The organism is Streptomyces sp. UF-297 (genome assembly GCF_058245575.1).
The window spans coordinates 111,514-130,833 of the sequence record NZ_JBSIBZ010000001.1; the positions used below are offsets into that span (position 1 = coordinate 111,514).

Sequence of the window (19,320 nt, forward strand, 5' to 3'; positions counted from 1 at the left end):
ACAGGCCCTAGGGAGCAGGTCAGGCGCGGGAGCAGTCGGGGCACAGGCCCCGGTAGGTCACCTCGACCTCGGAGACGGTGAAGCCGAACCGCTCGGAGGCCGGCAGGTCGGCCAGCGGGTCGCCGCCGGGGTGTACGTCCCGGATGGCGCCGCAGCCCGAGCAGATCAGGTGCTGGTGGGGGTGGTGGGCGTTGGGGTCGTAGCGCTTGGCGCGGCCGTCGGTGGCCACCTCGATCACCTCGCCGAGCGTGACGAGTTCGCCGAGGGTGTTGTAGACGGTGGCGCGCGAGATCTCCGGCAGTCTGGCGGTGGCGCGCGCGAGCACCTCGTCCGCGGTGAGGTGGACGTGTTCGCCGTCGAGTACTTCGGCGACCACCCGGCGCTGAGCGGTCATCCGCCAGCCGCGCCCACGAAGCCGTTCCAGCAGGTCACTCATGCCCACCAGCCTTACTGCGCATCGTCTGGCGAATGAATTCGTACCGGCCTGTGCGTTGTATTGACTTGGATTTGGTCCATCGTAGGATCAGATCCGGCCGACCGCCAAGGGAACAGGACAACAGCAGGAAAATGTACGTGACTTCAGGGCGTGGGCCCGTTCGCCCCGGCATCCGGTGCCGCACGCCCACCGCGGCGGGGCGCATACGTCGCGTCCAACTGCCCCGAGGAACCGACCAGTTGGCGGGCCGCGTAGCGGACCGCCGGCGTCCGGTATCGCGGCCGTGCGGCGCCGTCACCGACGTGGACCGCGCTGTCGGCCGTTCCCCTGCCTGATCGCGTCCGACGGCCGCGGCTTCCCGGCCGACGGGGCCGGGCCGTCCAAGGGGCCTGTGCCCCCACTGTTCCACCGCAGTTCCACCGCCCGCAGTTCCTGAGCATCGAGATCCGCCCCGTCCGGAAGGATTCCCATGACTGAGAACCATGACGCGATCGTCACCGACCCGAAGCCGGAGGAGACCGGCGGCTGCCCGGTCGCGCACGGACGCGCGCCGCACCCGACGCAGGGCGGCGGAAACCGCCAGTGGTGGCCCGAGCGGCTCAACCTGAAGATCCTCGCCAAGAACCCCGCCGTGGCCAACCCCCTCGGCGAGGACTTCGACTACGCCGAGGCCTTCAAGACCCTCGACCTCCCGGCCGTGAAGCGGGACATCGCCGAGGTGCTGACGACCTCGCAGGACTGGTGGCCCGCCGACTTCGGCCACTACGGCCCGTTCATGATCCGGATGGCCTGGCACAGCGCGGGCACGTACCGGATCAGCGACGGCCGCGGCGGCGCGGGCGCCGGGCAGCAGCGCTTCGCCCCGCTCAACAGCTGGCCGGACAACGCCAGCCTCGACAAGGCCCGCCGCCTGCTGTGGCCGGTCAAGAAGAAGTACGGCAAGAGCCTGTCGTGGGCCGACCTGCTGATCCTCACCGGCAACGTCGCCCTGGAGTCGATGGGCTTTGAGACCTTCGGCTTCGGCGGCGGCCGCGCCGACGTGTGGGAGCCCGACGAGGACGTCTACTGGGGCCCCGAGACCACCTGGCTCGGCGACGAGCGCTACACCGGCGACCGCGAGCTGGAGAACCCCCTCGGCGCCGTCCAGATGGGCCTGATCTACGTCAACCCCGAAGGCCCGAACGGCAACCCGGACCCGATCGCCGCGGCCCGCGACATCCGTGAGACGTTCCGCCGCATGGCGATGAACGACGAGGAGACCGTCGCCCTGATCGCCGGCGGCCACACCTTCGGCAAGACCCACGGCGCGGGCCCGGCCGACGCCGTCGGCGACGACCCCGAGGCCGCGCCCATGGAGCAGCAGGGCCTGGGCTGGAAGAGCACGCACGGCACCGGCGTGGGCGCCGACGCGATCACCAGCGGGCTCGAGGGCATCTGGACCGACACCCCCACGACGTGGGACAACAGCTTCTTCGAGATCCTCTTCGGCTACGAGTGGGAGCTGTTCAAGAGCCCCGCGGGCGCGCACCAGTGGCGGCCGAAGAACGGCGCCGGGGAAGGCACAGTCCCCGACGCCTTCGACGCCTCCAAGCGCCACGCCCCGACGATGCTGACCACCGACCTCTCGCTGCGCTTCGACCCGGTCTACGAGCCGATCTCGCGCCGCTTCAAGGACAACCCCGACGCGTTCGCGGACGCCTTCGCGCGGGCCTGGTTCAAGCTGACGCACCGCGACATGGGCCCGGTCGTGCGCTACCTCGGCCCGGAGGTCCCGAGCGAGACGCTGCTGTGGCAGGACCCGCTGCCCGAGGTGACGTACGAGAGCATCGACGCCGGGGACGTCGCCACCCTCAAGGCGCAGGTCCTCGCCTCGGGCCTGTCGGTGTCCCAGCTGGTGTCCACCGCGTGGGCGTCGGCCTCGTCCTTCCGCGGCAGCGACAAGCGCGGCGGCGCCAACGGCGCGCGCATCCGCCTGGAGCCGCAGCGCGGCTGGGAGGTCAACAGCCCCGACGAGCTGGCGGCGGTCCTGCGCACGCTGGAAGGCATCCAGGAGTCGTTCAACTCCGCCCAGGGCGGCGGCAAGAAGGTCTCCCTCGCCGACCTGATCGTGCTCGCCGGCGGTGCGGCCGTCGAGCAGGCGGCCAAGGACGCCGGATTCGACGTCGAGGTCCCCTTCACGCCGGGCCGCGTGGACGCCTCGCAGGAGCAGACCGACGTGGAGTCCTTCGCCGCGCTGGAGCCGAGTGCCGACGGATTCCGCAACTACCTCGGCAAGGGCAACCGCCTTCCGGCCGAGTACCTGCTGCTCGACAAGGCGAACCTGCTGACCCTGAGCGCCCCCGAGCTGACGGTCCTCGTCGGCGGCCTGCGCGTGCTGGGCGCGAACCACCAGCAGTCCAAGCTCGGCGTCTTCACCACGACCCCTGGGCAGCTGACCAACGACTTCTTCGTCAACCTGCTCGACCTGGGCACGCAGTGGAAGTCGACGTCCGAGGCCCAGGACACCTTCGAGGGCCGGGACGCCGCCACGGGTGAGGTGAAGTGGACCGGCAGCCGTGCCGACCTCGTCTTCGGCTCGAATTCCGAGCTGCGGGCGCTCGCGGAGGTCTACGCGAGCGATGACGCGAAGGAGAAGTTCGTGCACGACTTCGTCGCGGCGTGGACCAAGGTCATGAACCTGGACCGGTTCGACCTCGTCTGACCATGACGTCCGGGTCGGCCTGCGCGGGCCGGCCCGGACGTTCTCGGTCCGGGCCCGGGAGACGGCCTCCCCGCCCGGCCGAGGCCCCGGCCCGCGGAGGTAGATCCACCCCGGCTGCTAAGTTAGGCTTGCCTTAGTTTAAGGTTCCCGGTGAGTACTCCTACCCACCGCTCGAAGGGAACCTGATCATGCTTCGCCCTGTGCGGGTAGCCATAGTCGGAGCCGGCCCCGCCGGGATCTACGCCGCCGACGCGCTGCTGAAGTCCGAGGCAGCCGTCGCGCCCGGCGTCTCCATCGATCTCTTCGAGCGGATGCCGGCGCCGTTCGGCCTGATCCGCTACGGCGTCGCCCCCGACCACCCGCGGATCAAGGGCATCGTCACGGCCCTGCACCAGGTGCTCGACAAGCCCCAGATCCGCCTCTTCGGCAACGTCGACTACCCGCGCGACATCAGCCTGGACGACCTGCGCTCCTTCTACGACGCGGTGATCTTCTCCACGGGAGCCACAGCCGACCGGGCCCTGGACATACCGGGCATCGACCTGGACGGTTCGTACGGCGCCGCGGACTTCGTCTCCTGGTACGACGGGCACCCGGACGTGCCGCGGACCTGGCCGCTGGAGGCGGAGAAGGTCGCCGTCCTCGGCGTCGGCAACGTCGCCCTCGACGTGGCGCGCATCCTGGCCAAGACCGCGGAAGAGCTGCTGCCGACCGAGATCCCGCCGAACGTCCACGACGGCCTCAAGGCCAACAAGGCCCTGGAGGTCCACGTCTTCGGCCGCCGCGGCCCGGCGCAGGCGAAGTTCAGCCCGATGGAGCTGCGGGAGCTGGACCACTCCCCGAACATCGAGGTCATCGTCAATCCCGAGGACATCGAGTACGACGACGGCTCGATCGCGACCCGGCGCGGCAACAAGCAGGCCGACATGGTCGCCAAGACCCTGGAGAACTGGGCCATCCGCGACGTCGGCGACCGCCCGCACAAGCTGTTCCTGCACTTCTTCGAGTCGCCGGCCGAGATCCTCGGCGAGGACGGCAAGGTCGTCGGCCTGCGCACCGAGCGCACCGCCCTGGACGGCACCGGCAACGTCAAGGGCACCGGCGAGTTCAAGGACTGGGACCTCGGCGCCGTGTACCGCGCCGTGGGCTACCTCTCCGACGAACTGCCCAAGCTGCCCTGGGACGTCGAGTCGGGCACGGTTCCCGACCAGGCCGGCCGGGTGATCGAGGAGAACGGCGAGCACCTGCAGTCCACGTACGTCACCGGCTGGATCCGGCGCGGCCCGGTGGGCCTGATCGGCCACACCAAGGGCGACGCCAACGAAACGGTCGCCAGCCTGCTGGACGACCACGCCAACGGGCGCCTGCACACCCCCACGTCCCCCGCCCCGGAGGCCGTGGACGCCTTCCTCGCCGAGCGGAACGTCCGCTTCACCACCTGGGAAGGCTGGCACCGCCTGGACGCCGCGGAAAAGGCGCTGGGCGAACCGCAGGGCCGCGAACGCGTGAAGATCGTCGAGCGTGCGGACATGCTCGCGGCGAGCGGCGCGTAGGTCTGCCGGCTCCTCCCGGGCATAAGGGCGGAGCGGATGTCGGAGCGCCGGTGACGGGCCCGGCCGCGAGAGGGGAACTCTCGCGGCCGGGCCCTGGTGCCGTTCCGGCCCGGCTCTCCAGGATGCAGGCGTATGGCGAGCTGAAGGGGCTGCTGGAGCGGGACGGCATCGTCCGGATGTACGTGGCCGGAATGATCGAGCAGGCCAAGCGCTCCTGTGCGTGGCCGCGCCATCTGATCCGCACCATCGACGATCTGCTGCTGTGTCTCAACACCATCGCGAAGACCGCGCCGCAGTACGACGCGGACAAGACCAAGCGGGTCTTCTTCCCGATGCCGGCGCTGTTCTGGCTGATGATGATGACGCCGGCAGGTGAATCGGCCTTCCGCAACGAGAAGTTGAACGTTGCGCTGCGGGGAACCCTTCAGGAGTGGTGCGGGTATCTCGACTCCGCCGCCAGTGCGTCCGTGCTGACGCAGGACGCGAACGGCTGGCTGTCGCCGGCGGCACCGGTGGCGGGTACCGAAGGCGTAGTACTGGAACGGCGGACCGGCCCGGGAGACCGCATACGGGATAGAGCACCCGATCTCGTCATTGGCTCGAACGTGCCCGGCGCGCACGGCCGTACCGGCGCGGCGTCGATGGCGCGGCGGCGTGCCGTCAAGCCCGCGGCGGGACGATCGAAGGATTCCCGCCGTCCTCGGGTGAGGCGACGCGCGGCGCGGAAGGCGCAGGTGCACGTCGCCCACGGCCTCCCGATGCGTCACCGGCGGTCGGCGGAGACCGTACGGGCCCCCGGTGCGGAGGGCGGACGGCCGGTACGGGCGGCCTGCGCGCCGTGGCGCGAGAGGCAGGCGAAGCTGGAGTGAGAGTGGTGGCGCGAATGCGCTGGGTGCCCATGGCAACTCTCGACCAACATCGTTGTGCGCTGATTCACTGGCTCCGCCAAACTCCTGTGCCGGCCCGGGTCGCCACAGGAGTTCTTTGTTCTGCCATGCGTACCAACTCCGTGGGAAAGGACCCCCTGGATGACGACCGCAGTGCCTCCCGAGCAGCCCGAACAGCCCGGACAGAACGGGGCGCGGGCGCAGTTGAGCCTCGGGATCGCCGCCGCCCGGAACCTGGCGACCACCACCAAGACGGTCCCGCAGATGCAGGGCATCAGCTCGCGCTGGCTGCTGCGGCTGCTGCCGTGGGTGGAGGTGCGCGGCGGCACGTACCGGGTCAACCGGCGCCTGGTGTACGCCGTCGGCGACGGACGGGTCAGCTTCATCCAGGAAGGCGCCGAGGTCCGGGTCGTCCCCGCGGAGCTGGGGGAACTGTCCCTGCTGCGCGGCTTCGACGAGGCCGACGCGCTGCGGGCGCTGGCCGACCGCTTCCAGCAGCAGGAGTACGCGCCGGGCCAGGTCATAGCCGAGGCGGGCCGGCCCGTCGACCACATTTACCTCATCGCCCACGGCAAGGTGGAGCAGATCGGGACCGGCAAGTACGGCGAGGAGACCAAGCGCGGCCTCCTCGCCGACGGCGGCTTCTTCGGCGGCCAGACCGTCGCGGCCGAGCCCGGCACCTGGGACTTCACGGCGCGCGCGGTGACCGCGGTGACCGTGCTGGCCCTGCCCCGCCAGGCGTACGAGGAGGTGGCCGGGCAGAGCGAGCGGCTGCGCAGCCACGTCGAGCGGCGCCAGGCCGAGGGGGAGCGGCCGCGCAACAAGCGCGGCGAGGCCGACATCGCGCTCTCCGCCGGTCACGCCGGCGAGCCCGTACTGCCGGGCACCTTCGTGGACTACGAACTGGAGCCCCGCGAATACGAGTTGAGCGTCGCCCAGACGGTGCTCAAGGTGCACAGCCGGGTCGCCGACCTCTACAACGACCCGATGAACCAGATCGAGCAGCAGCTACGGCTGACCATCGAGGCGCTGCGCGAGCGCCAGGAGTACGAGATGGTCAACAACCGCGAGTTCGGGCTGCTGCACAACGCCGACTACAGCCAGCGCATCTCCACCCACTCCGGCCCGCCGACCCCGGACGACATGGACGAACTGCTGAGCATGCGCCGCCAGACGAAGTTCTTCTTCGCCCACCCGCGGACCATCGCCGCCTTCGGCCGCGAGTGCACCAAGCGGGGGCTCTACTTCGGCGACACCGACGTCAACGGCCACCGCATCCCGGCCTGGCGCGGCGTACCGATCTTCCCGTGCGGCAAGATCGAGGTCTCGCCCGAGGGCACCTCCTCGATCATCGCGATGCGCACCGGCGAGGAGGCCGAGGGCGTGGTGGGCCTGCGCCAGACCGGCATCCCCGACGAGTACGAGCCCGGCCTGAACGTACGGTTCATGGGCATCAACGACCAGGCCGTCATCTCCTACCTGGTCAGCGCCTACCACTCGGCCGCCGTACTCGTCCCCGACGCACTCGGCGTCCTGGAGAACGTCGAGGTCAACCGCACCCCCTGACGCCACCGCGCAGCGCCTGCTTCCGCGCCATGGCCGCCGACGGCCTCGTCTCCCTCACCACCGTCGACCTCACCGCCGCCGACGGCCTCTGACCGCGACGTTCACACACCAGCCGCCACTCGCCGCCCGACGGCGAGCGGCGGCTGGTGTGTGCGAAGACGCCCCGTCACCGCGGTCTCCCAGGGCGGGGTGAGCGGCGAGAGCACCACCAGCCTGGGCCGCCTGACCTCGCGTACCTTCTTCCCGCTCTTCGCGGAGGCGGACGCCCGGATGCGCCTGGACTCCGCGGTCGACTGAGCCGCCTTGCCACCGTCCGCCGATGCGGTTCGGCCGAGTCCCAAAGGGGCGCGGGGAACCGCGCGACCAGCCACGACGCGCCCGCAGACGACACACCGCGTATCCAGCGGAGCGCTGGGCGCCGGACGTGTGGCGGCCTGGTGCGCGAGCGGTGCACGCCGGGGCGGCTGCTCACGGCACGGTGGGGGCGACGCGTTTGATCTCGCGGAGGGTGGGGGCGGTCTGGATGCTCTGGATGCCGGGGAGGCGGCCGATGCGCCGGTCGATGTAGTCGTACAGATCGGCCGGGTCGCGGAAGATGCCGCTGGCGACGAGGTTGGAGTCGCCGGTGACGGCGGCGGCGAAGGCGATCTGCGGGTGGGTGGCCAGCGCCTCTCCGACCGTGCGCAGGTGGGCGGGGGCGACGTTCAGCCAGAGCCGGGTGGTCAGGTGGTAGCCGAGCAACTGGGGGTCGAAGTCGACGGCGAAGCTCAGGGCCCCTTCGCCGCGGAGGCGGTCCAGGTGCCGCTGGACGCTTGAGGGGGAGCGGTCGGCGGCCGTGGCGAGTTCGGGCAGGGTCGCGCGGCCGTCGCGGGCCAGTTCGGTGAACAGGGTGCGGTCGGTGGCGTCCAAGACCAGCGGAGCGGCCGATGCGCCGGAATCCACCGCGGAGGTGCCGGAATCCACCGCGGGGGCGGCGTCCTCGGGCCGGAAGCGGGTGGCGTGCCAGGTGCTGGTGGCTCCCACGAAGATGCGCAGCATGCAGTGGGCGCTCACGGAGAGCACCTGCGGGGTGCGCGGGAGCTTCTGCAGCAGCAGGGAGTCGCGCTGGTCGGCGGTGCGGACATTGAGCGCGCAGTACAGCTCGGTGCCGCCGGAGGCGAGCGTGACCCAGTAGGTGTCGGGGCGGCGGGCGAGCGCCTCGGCGATGGTTCCCGCGGCGTCCGGCGTGCAGTGCAGCCGCAGCAGCCAGCGGGTCAGGCCCAGCCGGGAGGCCACGGGCTGGCCGACGATGCGCAGGCCCAGGGTGCGCAGCCGCTGGTAGCGGCGGGCGACGGTGCGTTCGGAGACGTCCAGGTCGCGCGCGATGCGGCTGAAGTGGGCCCGGCCGTCGAGCTGGAGGGCCCGGAGCAGGCCCTGGTCGAGTTCGTCCAGGACGCTGGAATCCACCGCCAGATCTCCCTTGGTCGCCTGATCCTTCCGTATCCGAGGGTACGGCTTGGGGCGGGGGCGGCCAGGTCCGGATGGTGATGCGGTCCGTTCCGATCCCCTACGAAAGCCGTTCTCATGCGTATCTGGGGGCCGCTGGCCGCCATCTGTCTGGGCACCTTCATCCTGCTCACCGACGTCACCATCGTGCTGGTCGCGCTGCCGGCCGTGTCCGACTCCCTGGGCTCGTCACTGTCGCAGCTCCAATGGGTCGCCGACGGCTACGCGCTCGCGGTGGCCGCCGCGCTGCTGGGCGCCGGGATGCTCGCCGACCTGCACGGCAGGCGCCGTATGTACGCGGGCGGCCTGGTCGTGTTCGCGCTGGCGTCCATCGCCTGCGCGCTGTCGCCGACCATGGGCGTACTGATCGCCGCCCGTATCGTCCAAGGCCTGGGCGCCGCGGCGATGTTCACCACCACCCTGTCCCTGATCAGCACCCTGTACTCCGGGCGCCGGCTGGCACTGGCCTTCGGGGCCTGGGCCGCGGTCGCTTCGAGCGCCTCCGCACTGGGGCCGATCCTGGGCGGTCTGCTCACCCAGACCCTGGACTGGCGCTGGATCTTCTACGTCAACGTCCCCGTCACCGCGCTCGCCCTGGCCATGACCTTTCGCTACATCCCGCGTTCCACGCCGGCGAGGGACGCCGCACGGTGCCTGGACGTGCCCGGTCTGCTGCTGTTCGCCCTCGGCGCGGGCGGTTTCGTCTACGCGCTGACCGAGGCGCACGCCCAGGGCTGGACGTCCCCGCGCACCCTGGCGCCGCTGGGCATCGCGGCGGCCGCGCTTGTGATGTTCGTACGGGTCCAGCGGCGCAGCGTTCACCCGCTGCTCGACCTGTCCCTGTTCCGCAGCCGGGCGTTCACGGCCGCGATGCTCACGATCGCGGTCGGCGAGGGCGCGGTGTACGGAATCCTGCCCTACACCTCGCTGTGGCTGCAGTCCGTTCAGCACCTCTCCCCGATCGGCGCCGGACTCGTCGTCCTGCCGCATGCCGCGGCCGCCGCCGCGGTAGCGGTGATCAGCGGGCGGCTGATGCCCAAGCCCTCACCGCGCCTGGGGGCCTGTCTCGGCCTCGTCCTCGCCGGGCTCGGCCTGGGCGCCGAAGGGTTCCTCGGACCGGACTCCGGCTGGCCCGCGCTGGTGGGCGGCCTGGCGCTCAGCGGGGTCGGCATGGGGCTGATCTTCCAGGTCGCCGCCTCCCTCGCGCTCGGTTCGGTCCCCGGCGAGCGCGCGGGCATGGCCAGTGGCGCGTACAGCACCTTCGAGCAGCTCGGTTACGCGTTCGGCGTCGCGGTCTTCGGCACGCTGGCCGTCTCCGCCATGACCAACGGCCTGCGGGGCGAGGTCGCCGACCCCGCCGGCACCGCGCAGACCCTGTCCGGTGGCGGCGCCGACGCCCTCCTCGCCTCCGCTCCCGGCAGTCACCGCCCCGCCCTCGACCACACACTGCACGCGGCCTTCGCCACCGGCCACAACACCCTTGCCCTCACTGCCTGCGCCGCCACCCTGGCCTGCGCCGCCCTCGTGCTGTGGCTGACCCGCACCGCCCGCCCACCGCGCCACTCACCGGGACCCGGCACCCGGCACCGGCAGCCGAGCGAGCGCGACGCCGTCGGCTGACGACGGCCGCCGCACACCCGCCGGTGCCCCGGCCCCACTCAGCACCATCACCACACCACCACCGTCACCGCACGACCACTGTCACCACACCACCACCGTCACCAAACGGCCACCGACACCAAACGGCCACCGACACCACACACCACACACCACCGTCACCGCATCGAAGGGAGTCGCCGTATGGCCTCCGCCCGTATCCCCGTCATCGACCTCAGCCACTGGTCGCCGGACGACAGCGCAGCCCGCAGACACCTCACGGACCGCGTGGACCGCGCGCTCCAATCCACCGGATTCCTCCTGGTGACCGGGCACGGCATCGCACCGGATCTGCCCGGCCGCGTGCGCGCCGCGGCACACGACTTCTTCCATCTGCCCCCGGCCGTCAAGGCGCGCTACGCCCAGAACGCGGGCCGGCGCGGCTGGACGGGGCGGGAGCGGGTGGCCGTCGCCCACTCCGAGGGCACCCGTACCCCGCCGGACCTGCTGGAGGTCTGGTCCTGCGCCGCCGACTCCTCCGCACCCCCCGGCCACCCGCAGCACCTGCCCCGCCGCTGGCCCGACGAAGTCCCGTCCCTGCGCCCACTGGTCACCGAGTACACCGGGCGGATGCGCGCCCTGGCCGACACCGTCCTCGAAGTCATGGCGAGGGCCTTGGGCCAGCAAGCCGACTTCTTCACCCGCCACACCACACGCCCCCACTGGGACTTCACCGTCAACTGGTACCCGGCGGCCCACGAGACGGGCCCCGCGGCCCCCGGCCAGTTCCGTATCGGACCGCACACCGACTTCGGCCTCATCACCCTCCTGGACCGCCAGCGGGGCAAGGGCGGTCTTCAGGTCCACGACGACGAGGACGGCTGGCAGGACGCGCCCCACGAGCCCGGCGCCATCACCCTCAACATCGGTGATCTGATGTCCCGTTGGAGCGGAAACCGCTGGCGCTCAGGGCGTCACCGCGTCCTGCCCCCGCCCCCCGACGCCCCAGAGGAAGAGCTCACCTCGCTCGTCTACTTCCACTCCTGCGCCCCCGACACCACCATCGCCTCACTGCCGGCTCCCATCGGCCGCGAGCCCCACGCCCCCGTACGCGCGGGCGACTACCTCCACAGCAAGATGCAGGCCATCTACGCCACCGGGTGAACCACGCGGCCCGGGCGAACGACGGGCCGGGGCGGTGCCGGGTGAGCCGTGTCTCACCTGGGTGGGGGTTCTTGTTTATGCAACGGGTTGCATAGCAGGATCCTGGCATGGCGCTTGAGCACGCGATTCTTGTCTCTCTGCTGGAGAAGCCGGGGTCCGGGTATGAGCTGGCCCGGCGGTTCGACCGGTCCATCGGGTACTTCTGGGCGGCGACGCACCAGCAGATCTATCGCGTTCTCAAGCGCATGGAGGGCGACGGCTGGGTCGATGCCCGTGAGGTGGCGCAGCAGGCGAGGCCGGACAAGAGGGAGTACTCCGTGGCCGCTCCCGGCCGGGTGGCTCTCTCGCAGTGGCTGCACGAGCCGATCGAGCCCGAGAGCGTACGGCACGAGCTCGCCGTGAAGATCCGTGGCGCGGCCTTCGACGACCCGGCGGCGCTGATCCGCGAGGTCGAGCGGCACCACCAGGCGCACACCGACCGGCTCGCGCACTACCTCGCGGGGGAGCGGCGCGACTTCACCGGGCCCGAGGCCCCCGCTGTGCTCGACGCCGGTGAACAGCTCCAGCACGTCGTGCTGCGCGGCGGGATCGCCTACGAACGCATGACGCTCGACTGGCTCGACGATGTGCTCGCCACCCTCCGCCGGCTCGCTCCCGAAAGCTGAGCACCCAGCGCGCCACCCCTGACGTCCCACCCTTCAACTCCCGTCCCTAGAGCCGGAAAGGCGAACACCGATGGCCGACCCGCTGCTGTTCAACCCGCGTACCTACGACCCGGCGCACTTCGACCCCGAGACCCGCAGGCTGCTGCGCGCCACCGTCGACTGGTTCGAGGCCCGCGGCAAGCGCAAGCTGATCGAGGACTACCGCTCCCGAGCCTGGCTGGAGGACTTTCTCGCGTTCTCCGCGAAGGAGGGGCTGTTCGCGACCTTCCTGACCCCGGCCTCCGCCGCCGAGGGCCAGCAGGACAAGCGCTGGGACACCGCCCGTATCGCCGCGCTCAATGAGATCTTCGGCTTCTACGGGCTCGACTACTGGTACGCGTGGCAGGTCACCATCCTGGGTCTCGGCCCGGTCTGGCAGAGCGACAACGCCGCTGCCCGTACCCGCGCGGCCGAACTCCTCTCCCAGGGCGAGGTGTTCGCCTTCGGTCTGTCGGAGAAGTCCCACGGCGCGGACATCTACTCCACCGACATGCTGCTGGAGCCCGACGGGGAGGGCGGGTTCCGGGCCAGCGGCTCCAAGTACTACATCGGCAACGGCAACGCCGCCGGGCTCGTCTCCGTCTTCGGCCGTCGCACCGACGTCGAGGGCCCCGACGGCTACGTCTTCTTCGCCGCCGACAGCCGCCACCCGGCGTACCACCTGGTCAAGAACGTCGTCGACTCCTCGAAGTACGTGAGTGAGTTCCGGCTGGAGAACTACCCGGTCGGCCCCGAGGACGTGCTGCACACCGGCCGCGCCGCCTTCGACGCCGCGCTCAACACCGTCAACGTCGGCAAGTTCAACCTGTGCACCGCCTCGATCGGCATCTGCGAGCACGCGATGTACGAGGCCGTCACCCACGCGCAGAACCGCATCCTGTACGGCCGTCCGGTCACCGCATTCCCGCACGTGCGCCGGGAGTTGACCGACGCGTACGTCCGCCTCGTCGGCATGAAGCTGTTCAGCGACCGCGCGGTGGACTACTTCCGCTCGGCCGGTCCCGAGGACCGCCGTTACCTCCTCTTCAACCCCATGACGAAGATGAAGGTGACCACGGAGGGCGAGAAGGTCATCGACCTGATGTGGGACGTCATCGCGGCCAAGGGCTTCGAGAAGGACACCTACTTCGCCCAGGCCGCCTCCGAGATCCGCGGACTGCCCAAGCTGGAGGGCACGGTCCACGTCAACCTCGCCCTGATCCTGAAGTTCATGGGCAACCACCTGCTGAACCCGGCGGAGTACGCGCCGGTGCCGACCCGCCTGGACGCGGCCGACGACGACTTCCTCTTCCGGCAGGGACCGGCCCGGGGCCTGGGCGCCATCCGCTTCCACGACTGGCGCACCGCCTACGACGCCTACGCCGAGGTGCCCAACGTCGCCCGCTTGCGCGAACAGGCCGACGCCCTCTGCGAGTTCGTCACCACGGCTGCCCCCGACGAGGCGCAGAGCCGCGACCTCGATCTGCTGCTCGCCGTCGGCCAGCTGTTCGCGCTGGTCGTGCACGGCCAGCTGATCCTGGAGCAGGCGCGCCTGACCGGCCTGGACCAGGACGTGCTGGACGAGCTCTTCGCCGTCCTCGTACGGGACTTCTCCGCGCACGCCGTCGAGCTGCACGGCAAGGACTCCGCCACCGAGGCGCAGCAGAGCTGGGCGCTGGGCGCGGTCCGGCGTCCGGTGGTCGACGACGCCCGCTCGGCGCGGGTGTGGGAGCGCGTCGAGGCGCTGTCGGGGACGTACGAGATGGCGCCGTGATCTAGGGACGGCGAGACGAAGGGCGCGTGCGGCAGCTGGTCGAGGCTGCCGCACGCGCCCTTTGAGGTCGTTGCCACCTCAGTGGCCCTGCCGGAGTCCGGTGTGCCGGGGTCGTGCCCCAAAGGGGCGTGGGGCCGTCCCGGTATGCGGCTCGGCCGCGTGGGCGCGACCGGCTACAACGGGCCCGCGGAGGACACACCACGCCCCCGGCGGAGCGCTCAGCTGCAGGTGGCCGGCGGCGTCTCGAAGGTCTGCTGGCCCTCGACCTGGATCAGGCCGACGTACTTGCGGCTGCAGGGGTAGCTCATGTTCCAGGTCTCGGTGGCGCGGTCACCGTCGTTGATCTTGCGCCAGGAGGCCCAGTCGGTGCTGCTGGAGCGGAAGCCCAGGCGGGCCTTGATCTGCGAGCCGGCCTTCTTGGTGTAGAAGACCTGGATGCGCGAGGGACTGGTGTTCAGGGAGATGCACAGCTGCCCGTTGCTCATGCTGGTGCACTTGACGCGGGTGCTGCCGCCCGCCATCGCGACGGTCTGCGACGCCTGCGCCGAGGCGCCGGTCTCGGCCTCGGCCGCCTGGGCGGGAGTGGCGAGAAGTGACGCACCGGCGGCGAGACACGCGGCGAAGGACAGGGTAATGCGACGGTTCATGTGGGTTCCCCCCAGGTGGTTTTCAGCCAAGATCGACGTCGGTGACAGTACCGGGACGGGAACGCGTTTTCTATAGCTGGACGGGGCTTCTTTGGCGGCGCGATCCGGAGGGGGAGCGGGGCGCCGCTCGGTGGGCCAGGGGGACGGTCGGGGGCCCGGTGTGTCGTTCAGCGGCTCGGGGCGCCGGTGCGCAGGCCGTCCATGACGAGGTCCAGGAGGCGGCCGGCGCGGGGGTGCCAGTCGGCGTGCGGATCGAGCTGCCAGAGTCCGGCGATGGCGAGCAGGAAGTCGTCGGGGGTGACGCCGGGGCGGATGGTGCCGGCCTCCTCGTTCGCCGTCAGCAGGAGGGTGACGGCCGAGGTCACCGGGCCGCGCCCCACCTTGGCCAGGGCGCCGTGCGCACTGGTGGCCTTGCGCATCGCATCGGCCAGGCCCGCTTTGGCCATGGCGTACTGGGCGAGGCGGTCCATCCACTCGCGCAGCGCCCGGTCCGGCGGGCGGGTCCGCAGCAACTGGGCGGCGGCGTCGGCGACCTGCTGCACCTCGTAGCGGTAGACCTCCAGGACGAGCGCCTCGCGGTTGGGGAAGTTGCGGTAGAACGTCCCCTGGCCGACGCCCGCCTTCCGGGCGATCGCGCTGAGCGGGGTGTCCGCCGAGCGCGTCAGCTCCGCCAGTGCCACTTCCAGGATGCGCTCGCGATTGCGCAGCGCGTCCGAGCGCAGCGGCGTCTCTTTGCGCTCGGGCACTCGGCCTCCTCACGGCAATCGCGGTGCGGTCAGGGCGTGTTGAGCCGACCGGCACTTGTTAAGCGGACAACTGTCCGGTAGGTTCCAAGCTAGCGGACAGCTGTCCGCTTAGATCCACCATAGCGGCAGGTGCGGTCGGTACGGACGGCCCGTGGCGATCGCGATGCGCTTCCCACCTGCCCTGTACGCCGCGGTTCTTGAGCCCACGCCACTGCGCACCGAGCCGCACGACCTTCGAACCGCCCCTGGAAGACGCCTGAATCGAGCTCGGTGGCGGGCAACAGGAGCTGCCGGAACCCTCCTTGATCGTGCCGAGAACAGGATCACGCCCCGAAGCCCGCCGCGCACCACACACGCGAAAGAAGGCTGATCATGGCCCCACCGACGACCAGCGCCATCACCTTGAAGGTCAACGGTGAGAAGTACACCCTGCCCGTCGACCACCGCACCACCCTGCTCGACGCGCTGCGCGAGCACCTGGACCTGACCGGCACCAAGAAGGGCTGCGACCAAGGCCAGTGCGGCGCCTGCACGGTGCTCGTCGACGGGCGCCGCGCCGTCTCCTGCCTGCAGTTCGCCGTCGCCTCCGAGGGGCGTGAGATCACCACCATCGAGGGCATGGCCGACGGCGAGCGGCTGCACCCCGTCCAGCAGGCGTTCCTGGACCTGGACGGCTACCAGTGCGGCTACTGCACCCCGGGGCAGATCTGCTCGGCCGTCGCCGTGATCGAGGAGCACGCGGCGGGCTGGCCCAGCGCGGCGACCGACGACGTACGGCCCGAGGCGGGCGTGCCGCCGCTGAGCGCCGAGGAGATCCGGGAGCGGATGAGCGGCAATCTGTGCCGCTGCGGCGCCTATGTGTCCATCGTCCAGGCGGTCGCGCGGGCGGCCGGAGCCGGACAGCAGACCAAGGAGGCCGCGGCGTGAGGGAGTTCGGCTACCGGCGCGCACCCGACGTCCCCGGCGCCCTCGCCCTGCTCGGCGCCGATCCGGACGCGCGCTACCTCGGCGGCGGCACCAACCTCGTCGATCTGATGAAGAGCGGGGTGGAGCGGCCCGGTCTGCTCATCGACGTACGGGAACTCCCGCTGGACCGCATCGAGGTGACCGCGGACGGTGCGCTGCACATCGGCGCGACCGTCACCAACAGCGACCTCGCCACCCACCCCGAAGTGCGGCGCCGCTACCCGGCGCTGGCGCAGGCCGTCCTGGCCGGCGCCTCGGGGCAGCTGCGCAACATGGCCACGGTCGGCGGGAATCTGCTCCAGCGCACCCGCTGCGGCTACTTCACCGACCTGTCCAGGCCCTGCAACAAGCGCGTCCCCGGCAGCGGTTGCCCCGCCATCGAGGGTGAGCACCACAACCACGCCATCCTCGGCGCGTCCGAGCACTGTGTCGCCGTCCACGCCTCGGACATGGCGGTCGCGCTCGTGGCCTTCGACGCCGTGGTCACGTACGAGACGGCGGAGGGGCCGGGCGAGGTGCCGCTGGAGGAGTTCTATCTGCCCGTCGGCGACAGCCCGCACCGCGAGACCGCGCTGCCGCCGGGCGCGCTGATCACCGGCGTCACCCTGCCGCCGGCCCCGGTCGCCGCCGCCTCCCGCTACCGCAAGGTGCGCGAGCGCGCCTCCTACGCCTTCGCGCTCGGCTCGATCGCCGCCGCCCTGGACGTGCGGGACGGCGTCGTACACGAGGCGCGCCTGGCTTTCGGGGCGGTCGCCTCCAGGCCCTGGCGGGCCAGGGCGGCCGAGCGGCTGCTGACCGGGGGAGCGGCGAGCGCCGAAACCTGTGCCGCCGCGGCGGACGCCGAACTGGCGGCCGCCCGGGCGCTGCCCCACAACGGATACAAGGTGACGTTGATGCGCAATCTCGTCGTGGCCGTGCTGACCGAGCTGACCGAGCAGACAAGGGGAGCCGCCCGATGACCACGACGACGGGCACCACCGCGGCCGCACGCGCCGTCGGCGCCGCACACAGCCGCGTGGAGGGCCGGGACAAGGTCACCGGAGCGGCCCGCTACGCCGGAGAGATCCCCTACGCCGAACTCGCCCACGGCTGGCTGGTGTTGTCCACCATCGCCCGCGGACGTATCGCCTCGGTGGACACCGCTGCCGTCCTGGCGATGCCCGGCGTCCTGACCGTCCTGCACCACAAGAACGCCCCGCGCGTCGACGCGGACTACGTGGGCCCCTTCGGGCCGCCCGACCCGATCGTCCAGGTCTTCCAGCACGACCGGGTGCCGCACGCCGGCTGGCCGGTGGCGCTGGTCGTCGCCGAGACCTCCGAGCAGGCACGGGAGGCCGCCGAGGCGCTTGTCGTACGGTACGAGCAGGAGCCGCACGACGTCGCGTTCTCGGCCGAGCACCCCGGCACGTACACGCCCGAAGGCGCGGGCCGGATGGCGGGGACGGACAAGGGCGACCTGGAGGCCGAACTCGCCGCCTCCGCCGTGGTGGTGGACGAGCGCTACACCACCCCCGAGGAGCACCACAGCGCGCTGGAGCCGCACGCCGCGATGGCGCGCTGGGACGGCGGCCGCCTCGAAGTCGTCGACTCCAACCAGGGCAGCCGGTTCGTGGCCGATGAACTGGCCAGGCTCTTCTGCCTCGACCCGGGCGCGGTACGGGTGCGGTCCGAGCACGTCGGTGGCGCGTTCGGGGCCAAGACGATCCGCCCGCACCAGGTGCTCGCCGTGATGGCGGCGACCGTCCTGAACCGCCCGGTCCGGATCGTGTTGACCCGCCGTCAGCTGTTCTCGCTCGTCGGCTACCGCAGCCCCACGGCGCAGCGGGTCCGGCTCGGCGCCGACGCCGACGGGCGGCTGCGCGCGCTGCAGCACCAGGCGCACTGCCTCACCTCGACCGTGCGCGAGTTCGTCGAGCCGAGCGCGGGCGTGGCCGCAGTGATGTACGACGCCGCCGCGCACCACACCGGCAACCGGGTCGTGGCGCTCGACGTACCGACCCCGACCTTCATGCGCGCGCCGGGCGAGGCGCCGGGCTCCTTCGCCCTGGAGTCCGCGATGGACGAACTCGCCGAGAAGTGCGGCCTGGACCCGATCGCGCTGCGGGCGCGCAACGAGCCGGACGTCGGGCCCGCCTCCGGGCTGCCCTTCAGCAGCCGCAATCTGCTCGCCTGCTTCGAGGAGGGGGCCCGCAGGTTCGGCTGGGCGGGCCGCGATCCCCGCCCGGGCACGCGCCGCGAAGGGCGCTGGCTGCTGGGGACCGGTACGGCGGCGGCCACCTTCCCCTCCGGCGTCGCCCCGTCCACGGCGGCCGTGACCGCGGAGGCGGACGGCACCTTCACCGTACGGATCACCGCGGCGGACGTCGGCACCGGGGCGCGGACCGCGCTCACCCTGATCGCCGCGGACGCCCTCGACGTGGCACCGAGCCGCGTCCAGGTGCGCATCGCCGACAGCGACTTCGGCTTCGCGATGGTCGCCGGAGGCTCGATGGGCACCCGCTCCTGGGCCTGGGCGATCACGGAAGCGGCGGGCGAACTGCGCCAGCAACTCGCCCTGGGCGGCGACATTCCGGCCCAGGGGATCACGGTCCGCTCGGACACCTCGGCGGCCGTCGGCGCCCTCGCGCAGAAGGAACGGCACTCCTTCGGGGCGCAGTTCGCCGAGGTCGCCGTGGACATCACCAGCGGTGAGGTGCGCGTACGCCGGATGCTCGGCATCTTCGCCGCGGGCCGCATCGTCAACCCGCTGACCGCGCGCAGCCAGTTCATCGGCGGCATGACCTGGGGCCTGTCGATGGCCCTGCACGAGGAAGCGGTCCGGGACCGGGCCACCGGCGGCCATGTCGGCGCCGACCTCGCGGGCTACCACTTCGCCGCCAACGCCGACGTACCGGCCATCGAGGCGGACTGGGTGGACGACCCGGACCCGCAGGACCCGGTCGGGATCAAGGGCATCGGCGAGATCGGCATCGTGGGAGCGGCGGCGGCGATCGCCAACGCGGTGTGGCATGCGACGGGAGTGCGCCACCGGGACCTGCCCATCCGGCCCGACCGCGTACTGATGGCGGGGACCGCGCCGGCGGGAGCCCGTGGAGGTGGCGGATGAGGAGGGGAGC

16 protein-coding genes are annotated in these 19,320 nt (G+C 71.5%); 12 read left to right on the top strand and 4 right to left on the bottom strand.

Features of this window, described 5'->3' with window-relative positions:
* Nucleotides 1-19 precede the first annotated feature (19 nt).
* Nucleotides 20-436 (bottom strand): Fur family transcriptional regulator, encoded by a 417-nt coding sequence (locus AC4IJH_RS00600; protein ID WP_490849410.1) that lies wholly within the window; start codon nt 434-436, stop codon nt 20-22.
* Nucleotides 437-905: 469 nt separating this feature from the next.
* Between AC4IJH_RS00600 and katG the strand changes: the two genes are divergently transcribed.
* The 5 genes from katG (at nt 906) to AC4IJH_RS00625 (ending at nt 7,440) form a co-directional block, all read left to right on the top strand.
* Nucleotides 906-3,137 (top strand): catalase/peroxidase HPI, encoded by a 2,232-nt coding sequence (gene katG / locus AC4IJH_RS00605; RefSeq protein WP_490849411.1) that lies wholly within the window; start codon nt 906-908, stop codon nt 3,135-3,137.
* 188 nt (nt 3,138-3,325) lie between these two features.
* A complete protein-coding gene (locus tag AC4IJH_RS00610; protein ID WP_490849412.1) occupies nt 3,326-4,690 on the top strand; it encodes an FAD-dependent oxidoreductase in 1,365 nt (454 codons plus the stop codon).
* A 122-nt stretch (nt 4,691-4,812) separates the two neighbouring features.
* Nucleotides 4,813-5,559, top strand: a complete 747-nt coding sequence (locus AC4IJH_RS00615) for a phophatidylserine decarboxylase associated domain-containing protein (protein ID WP_490849413.1) — start codon at nt 4,813-4,815, stop codon at nt 5,557-5,559.
* A 159-nt stretch (nt 5,560-5,718) separates the two neighbouring features.
* Nucleotides 5,719-7,143: a family 2B encapsulin nanocompartment shell protein gene (locus tag AC4IJH_RS00620; RefSeq protein ID WP_490849414.1), complete on the top strand. Its 1,425-nt coding sequence runs from the start codon at nt 5,719-5,721 to the stop codon at nt 7,141-7,143.
* Nucleotides 7,144-7,293: 150 nt separating this feature from the next.
* On the top strand, nt 7,294-7,440 hold the full coding sequence (locus AC4IJH_RS00625; RefSeq protein WP_490849415.1) for a hypothetical protein: 147 nt from the start codon (nt 7,294-7,296) through the stop codon (nt 7,438-7,440).
* A gap of 171 nt (nt 7,441-7,611) precedes the next feature.
* Here AC4IJH_RS00625 and AC4IJH_RS00630 read toward each other — a convergent pair whose 3' ends face one another.
* Nucleotides 7,612-8,589: an Lrp/AsnC family transcriptional regulator gene (locus AC4IJH_RS00630; protein WP_490849416.1), complete on the bottom strand. Its 978-nt coding sequence runs from the start codon at nt 8,587-8,589 to the stop codon at nt 7,612-7,614.
* A 117-nt stretch (nt 8,590-8,706) separates the two neighbouring features.
* Between AC4IJH_RS00630 and AC4IJH_RS00635 the strand changes: the two genes are divergently transcribed.
* The 4 genes from AC4IJH_RS00635 (at nt 8,707) to AC4IJH_RS00650 (ending at nt 13,845) form a co-directional block, all read left to right on the top strand.
* A complete protein-coding gene (locus tag AC4IJH_RS00635; RefSeq protein WP_490849417.1) occupies nt 8,707-10,248 on the top strand; it encodes an MFS transporter in 1,542 nt (513 codons plus the stop codon).
* A gap of 180 nt (nt 10,249-10,428) precedes the next feature.
* Nucleotides 10,429-11,388 (top strand): isopenicillin N synthase family dioxygenase, encoded by a 960-nt coding sequence (locus AC4IJH_RS00640; protein ID WP_490849418.1) that lies wholly within the window; start codon nt 10,429-10,431, stop codon nt 11,386-11,388.
* A 107-nt stretch (nt 11,389-11,495) separates the two neighbouring features.
* Nucleotides 11,496-12,053, top strand: a complete 558-nt coding sequence (locus AC4IJH_RS00645) for a PadR family transcriptional regulator (RefSeq protein ID WP_490849419.1) — start codon at nt 11,496-11,498, stop codon at nt 12,051-12,053.
* Nucleotides 12,054-12,123: 70 nt separating this feature from the next.
* Complete coding sequence (locus AC4IJH_RS00650) at nt 12,124-13,845, top strand: acyl-CoA dehydrogenase family protein (protein WP_490849420.1); 1,722 nt, start codon at nt 12,124-12,126, stop codon at nt 13,843-13,845.
* A gap of 218 nt (nt 13,846-14,063) precedes the next feature.
* On the opposite strand, the gene AC4IJH_RS00655 is transcribed toward AC4IJH_RS00650, so the two are convergent.
* Nucleotides 14,064-14,492 carry a hypothetical protein gene (locus AC4IJH_RS00655; RefSeq protein WP_490849421.1) on the bottom strand — a complete coding sequence of 143 codons (429 nt, stop codon included), beginning with the start codon at nt 14,490-14,492 and terminating at the stop codon, nt 14,064-14,066.
* A gap of 167 nt (nt 14,493-14,659) precedes the next feature.
* The gene (locus tag AC4IJH_RS00660) at nt 14,660-15,238 is read right to left on the bottom strand and encodes a TetR/AcrR family transcriptional regulator (protein ID WP_490849422.1); all 579 of its coding nucleotides are present in this window, start codon (nt 15,236-15,238) and stop codon (nt 14,660-14,662) included.
* A 372-nt stretch (nt 15,239-15,610) separates the two neighbouring features.
* On the opposite strand from AC4IJH_RS00660, the gene AC4IJH_RS00665 reads away from it, so the two are divergent.
* The 3 genes from AC4IJH_RS00665 to AC4IJH_RS00675 are packed head-to-tail and all read left to right on the top strand — an operon-like array spanning nt 15,611 to nt 19,310.
* Nucleotides 15,611-16,165: a (2Fe-2S)-binding protein gene (locus AC4IJH_RS00665; RefSeq protein WP_490849423.1), complete on the top strand. Its 555-nt coding sequence runs from the start codon at nt 15,611-15,613 to the stop codon at nt 16,163-16,165.
* Nucleotides 16,162-17,163 carry an FAD binding domain-containing protein gene (locus tag AC4IJH_RS00670; RefSeq protein WP_490849424.1) on the top strand — a complete coding sequence of 334 codons (1,002 nt, stop codon included), beginning with the start codon at nt 16,162-16,164 and terminating at the stop codon, nt 17,161-17,163. Before AC4IJH_RS00665 ends, AC4IJH_RS00670 begins: the two co-directional genes overlap by 4 nt.
* Nucleotides 17,160-19,310 (top strand): xanthine dehydrogenase family protein molybdopterin-binding subunit, encoded by a 2,151-nt coding sequence (locus tag AC4IJH_RS00675; RefSeq protein ID WP_490849425.1) that lies wholly within the window; start codon nt 17,160-17,162, stop codon nt 19,308-19,310. The genes AC4IJH_RS00670 and AC4IJH_RS00675 overlap by 4 nt, the downstream gene beginning before the upstream one ends.
* The last annotated feature ends 10 nt before the right edge of the window (nt 19,311-19,320 follow it).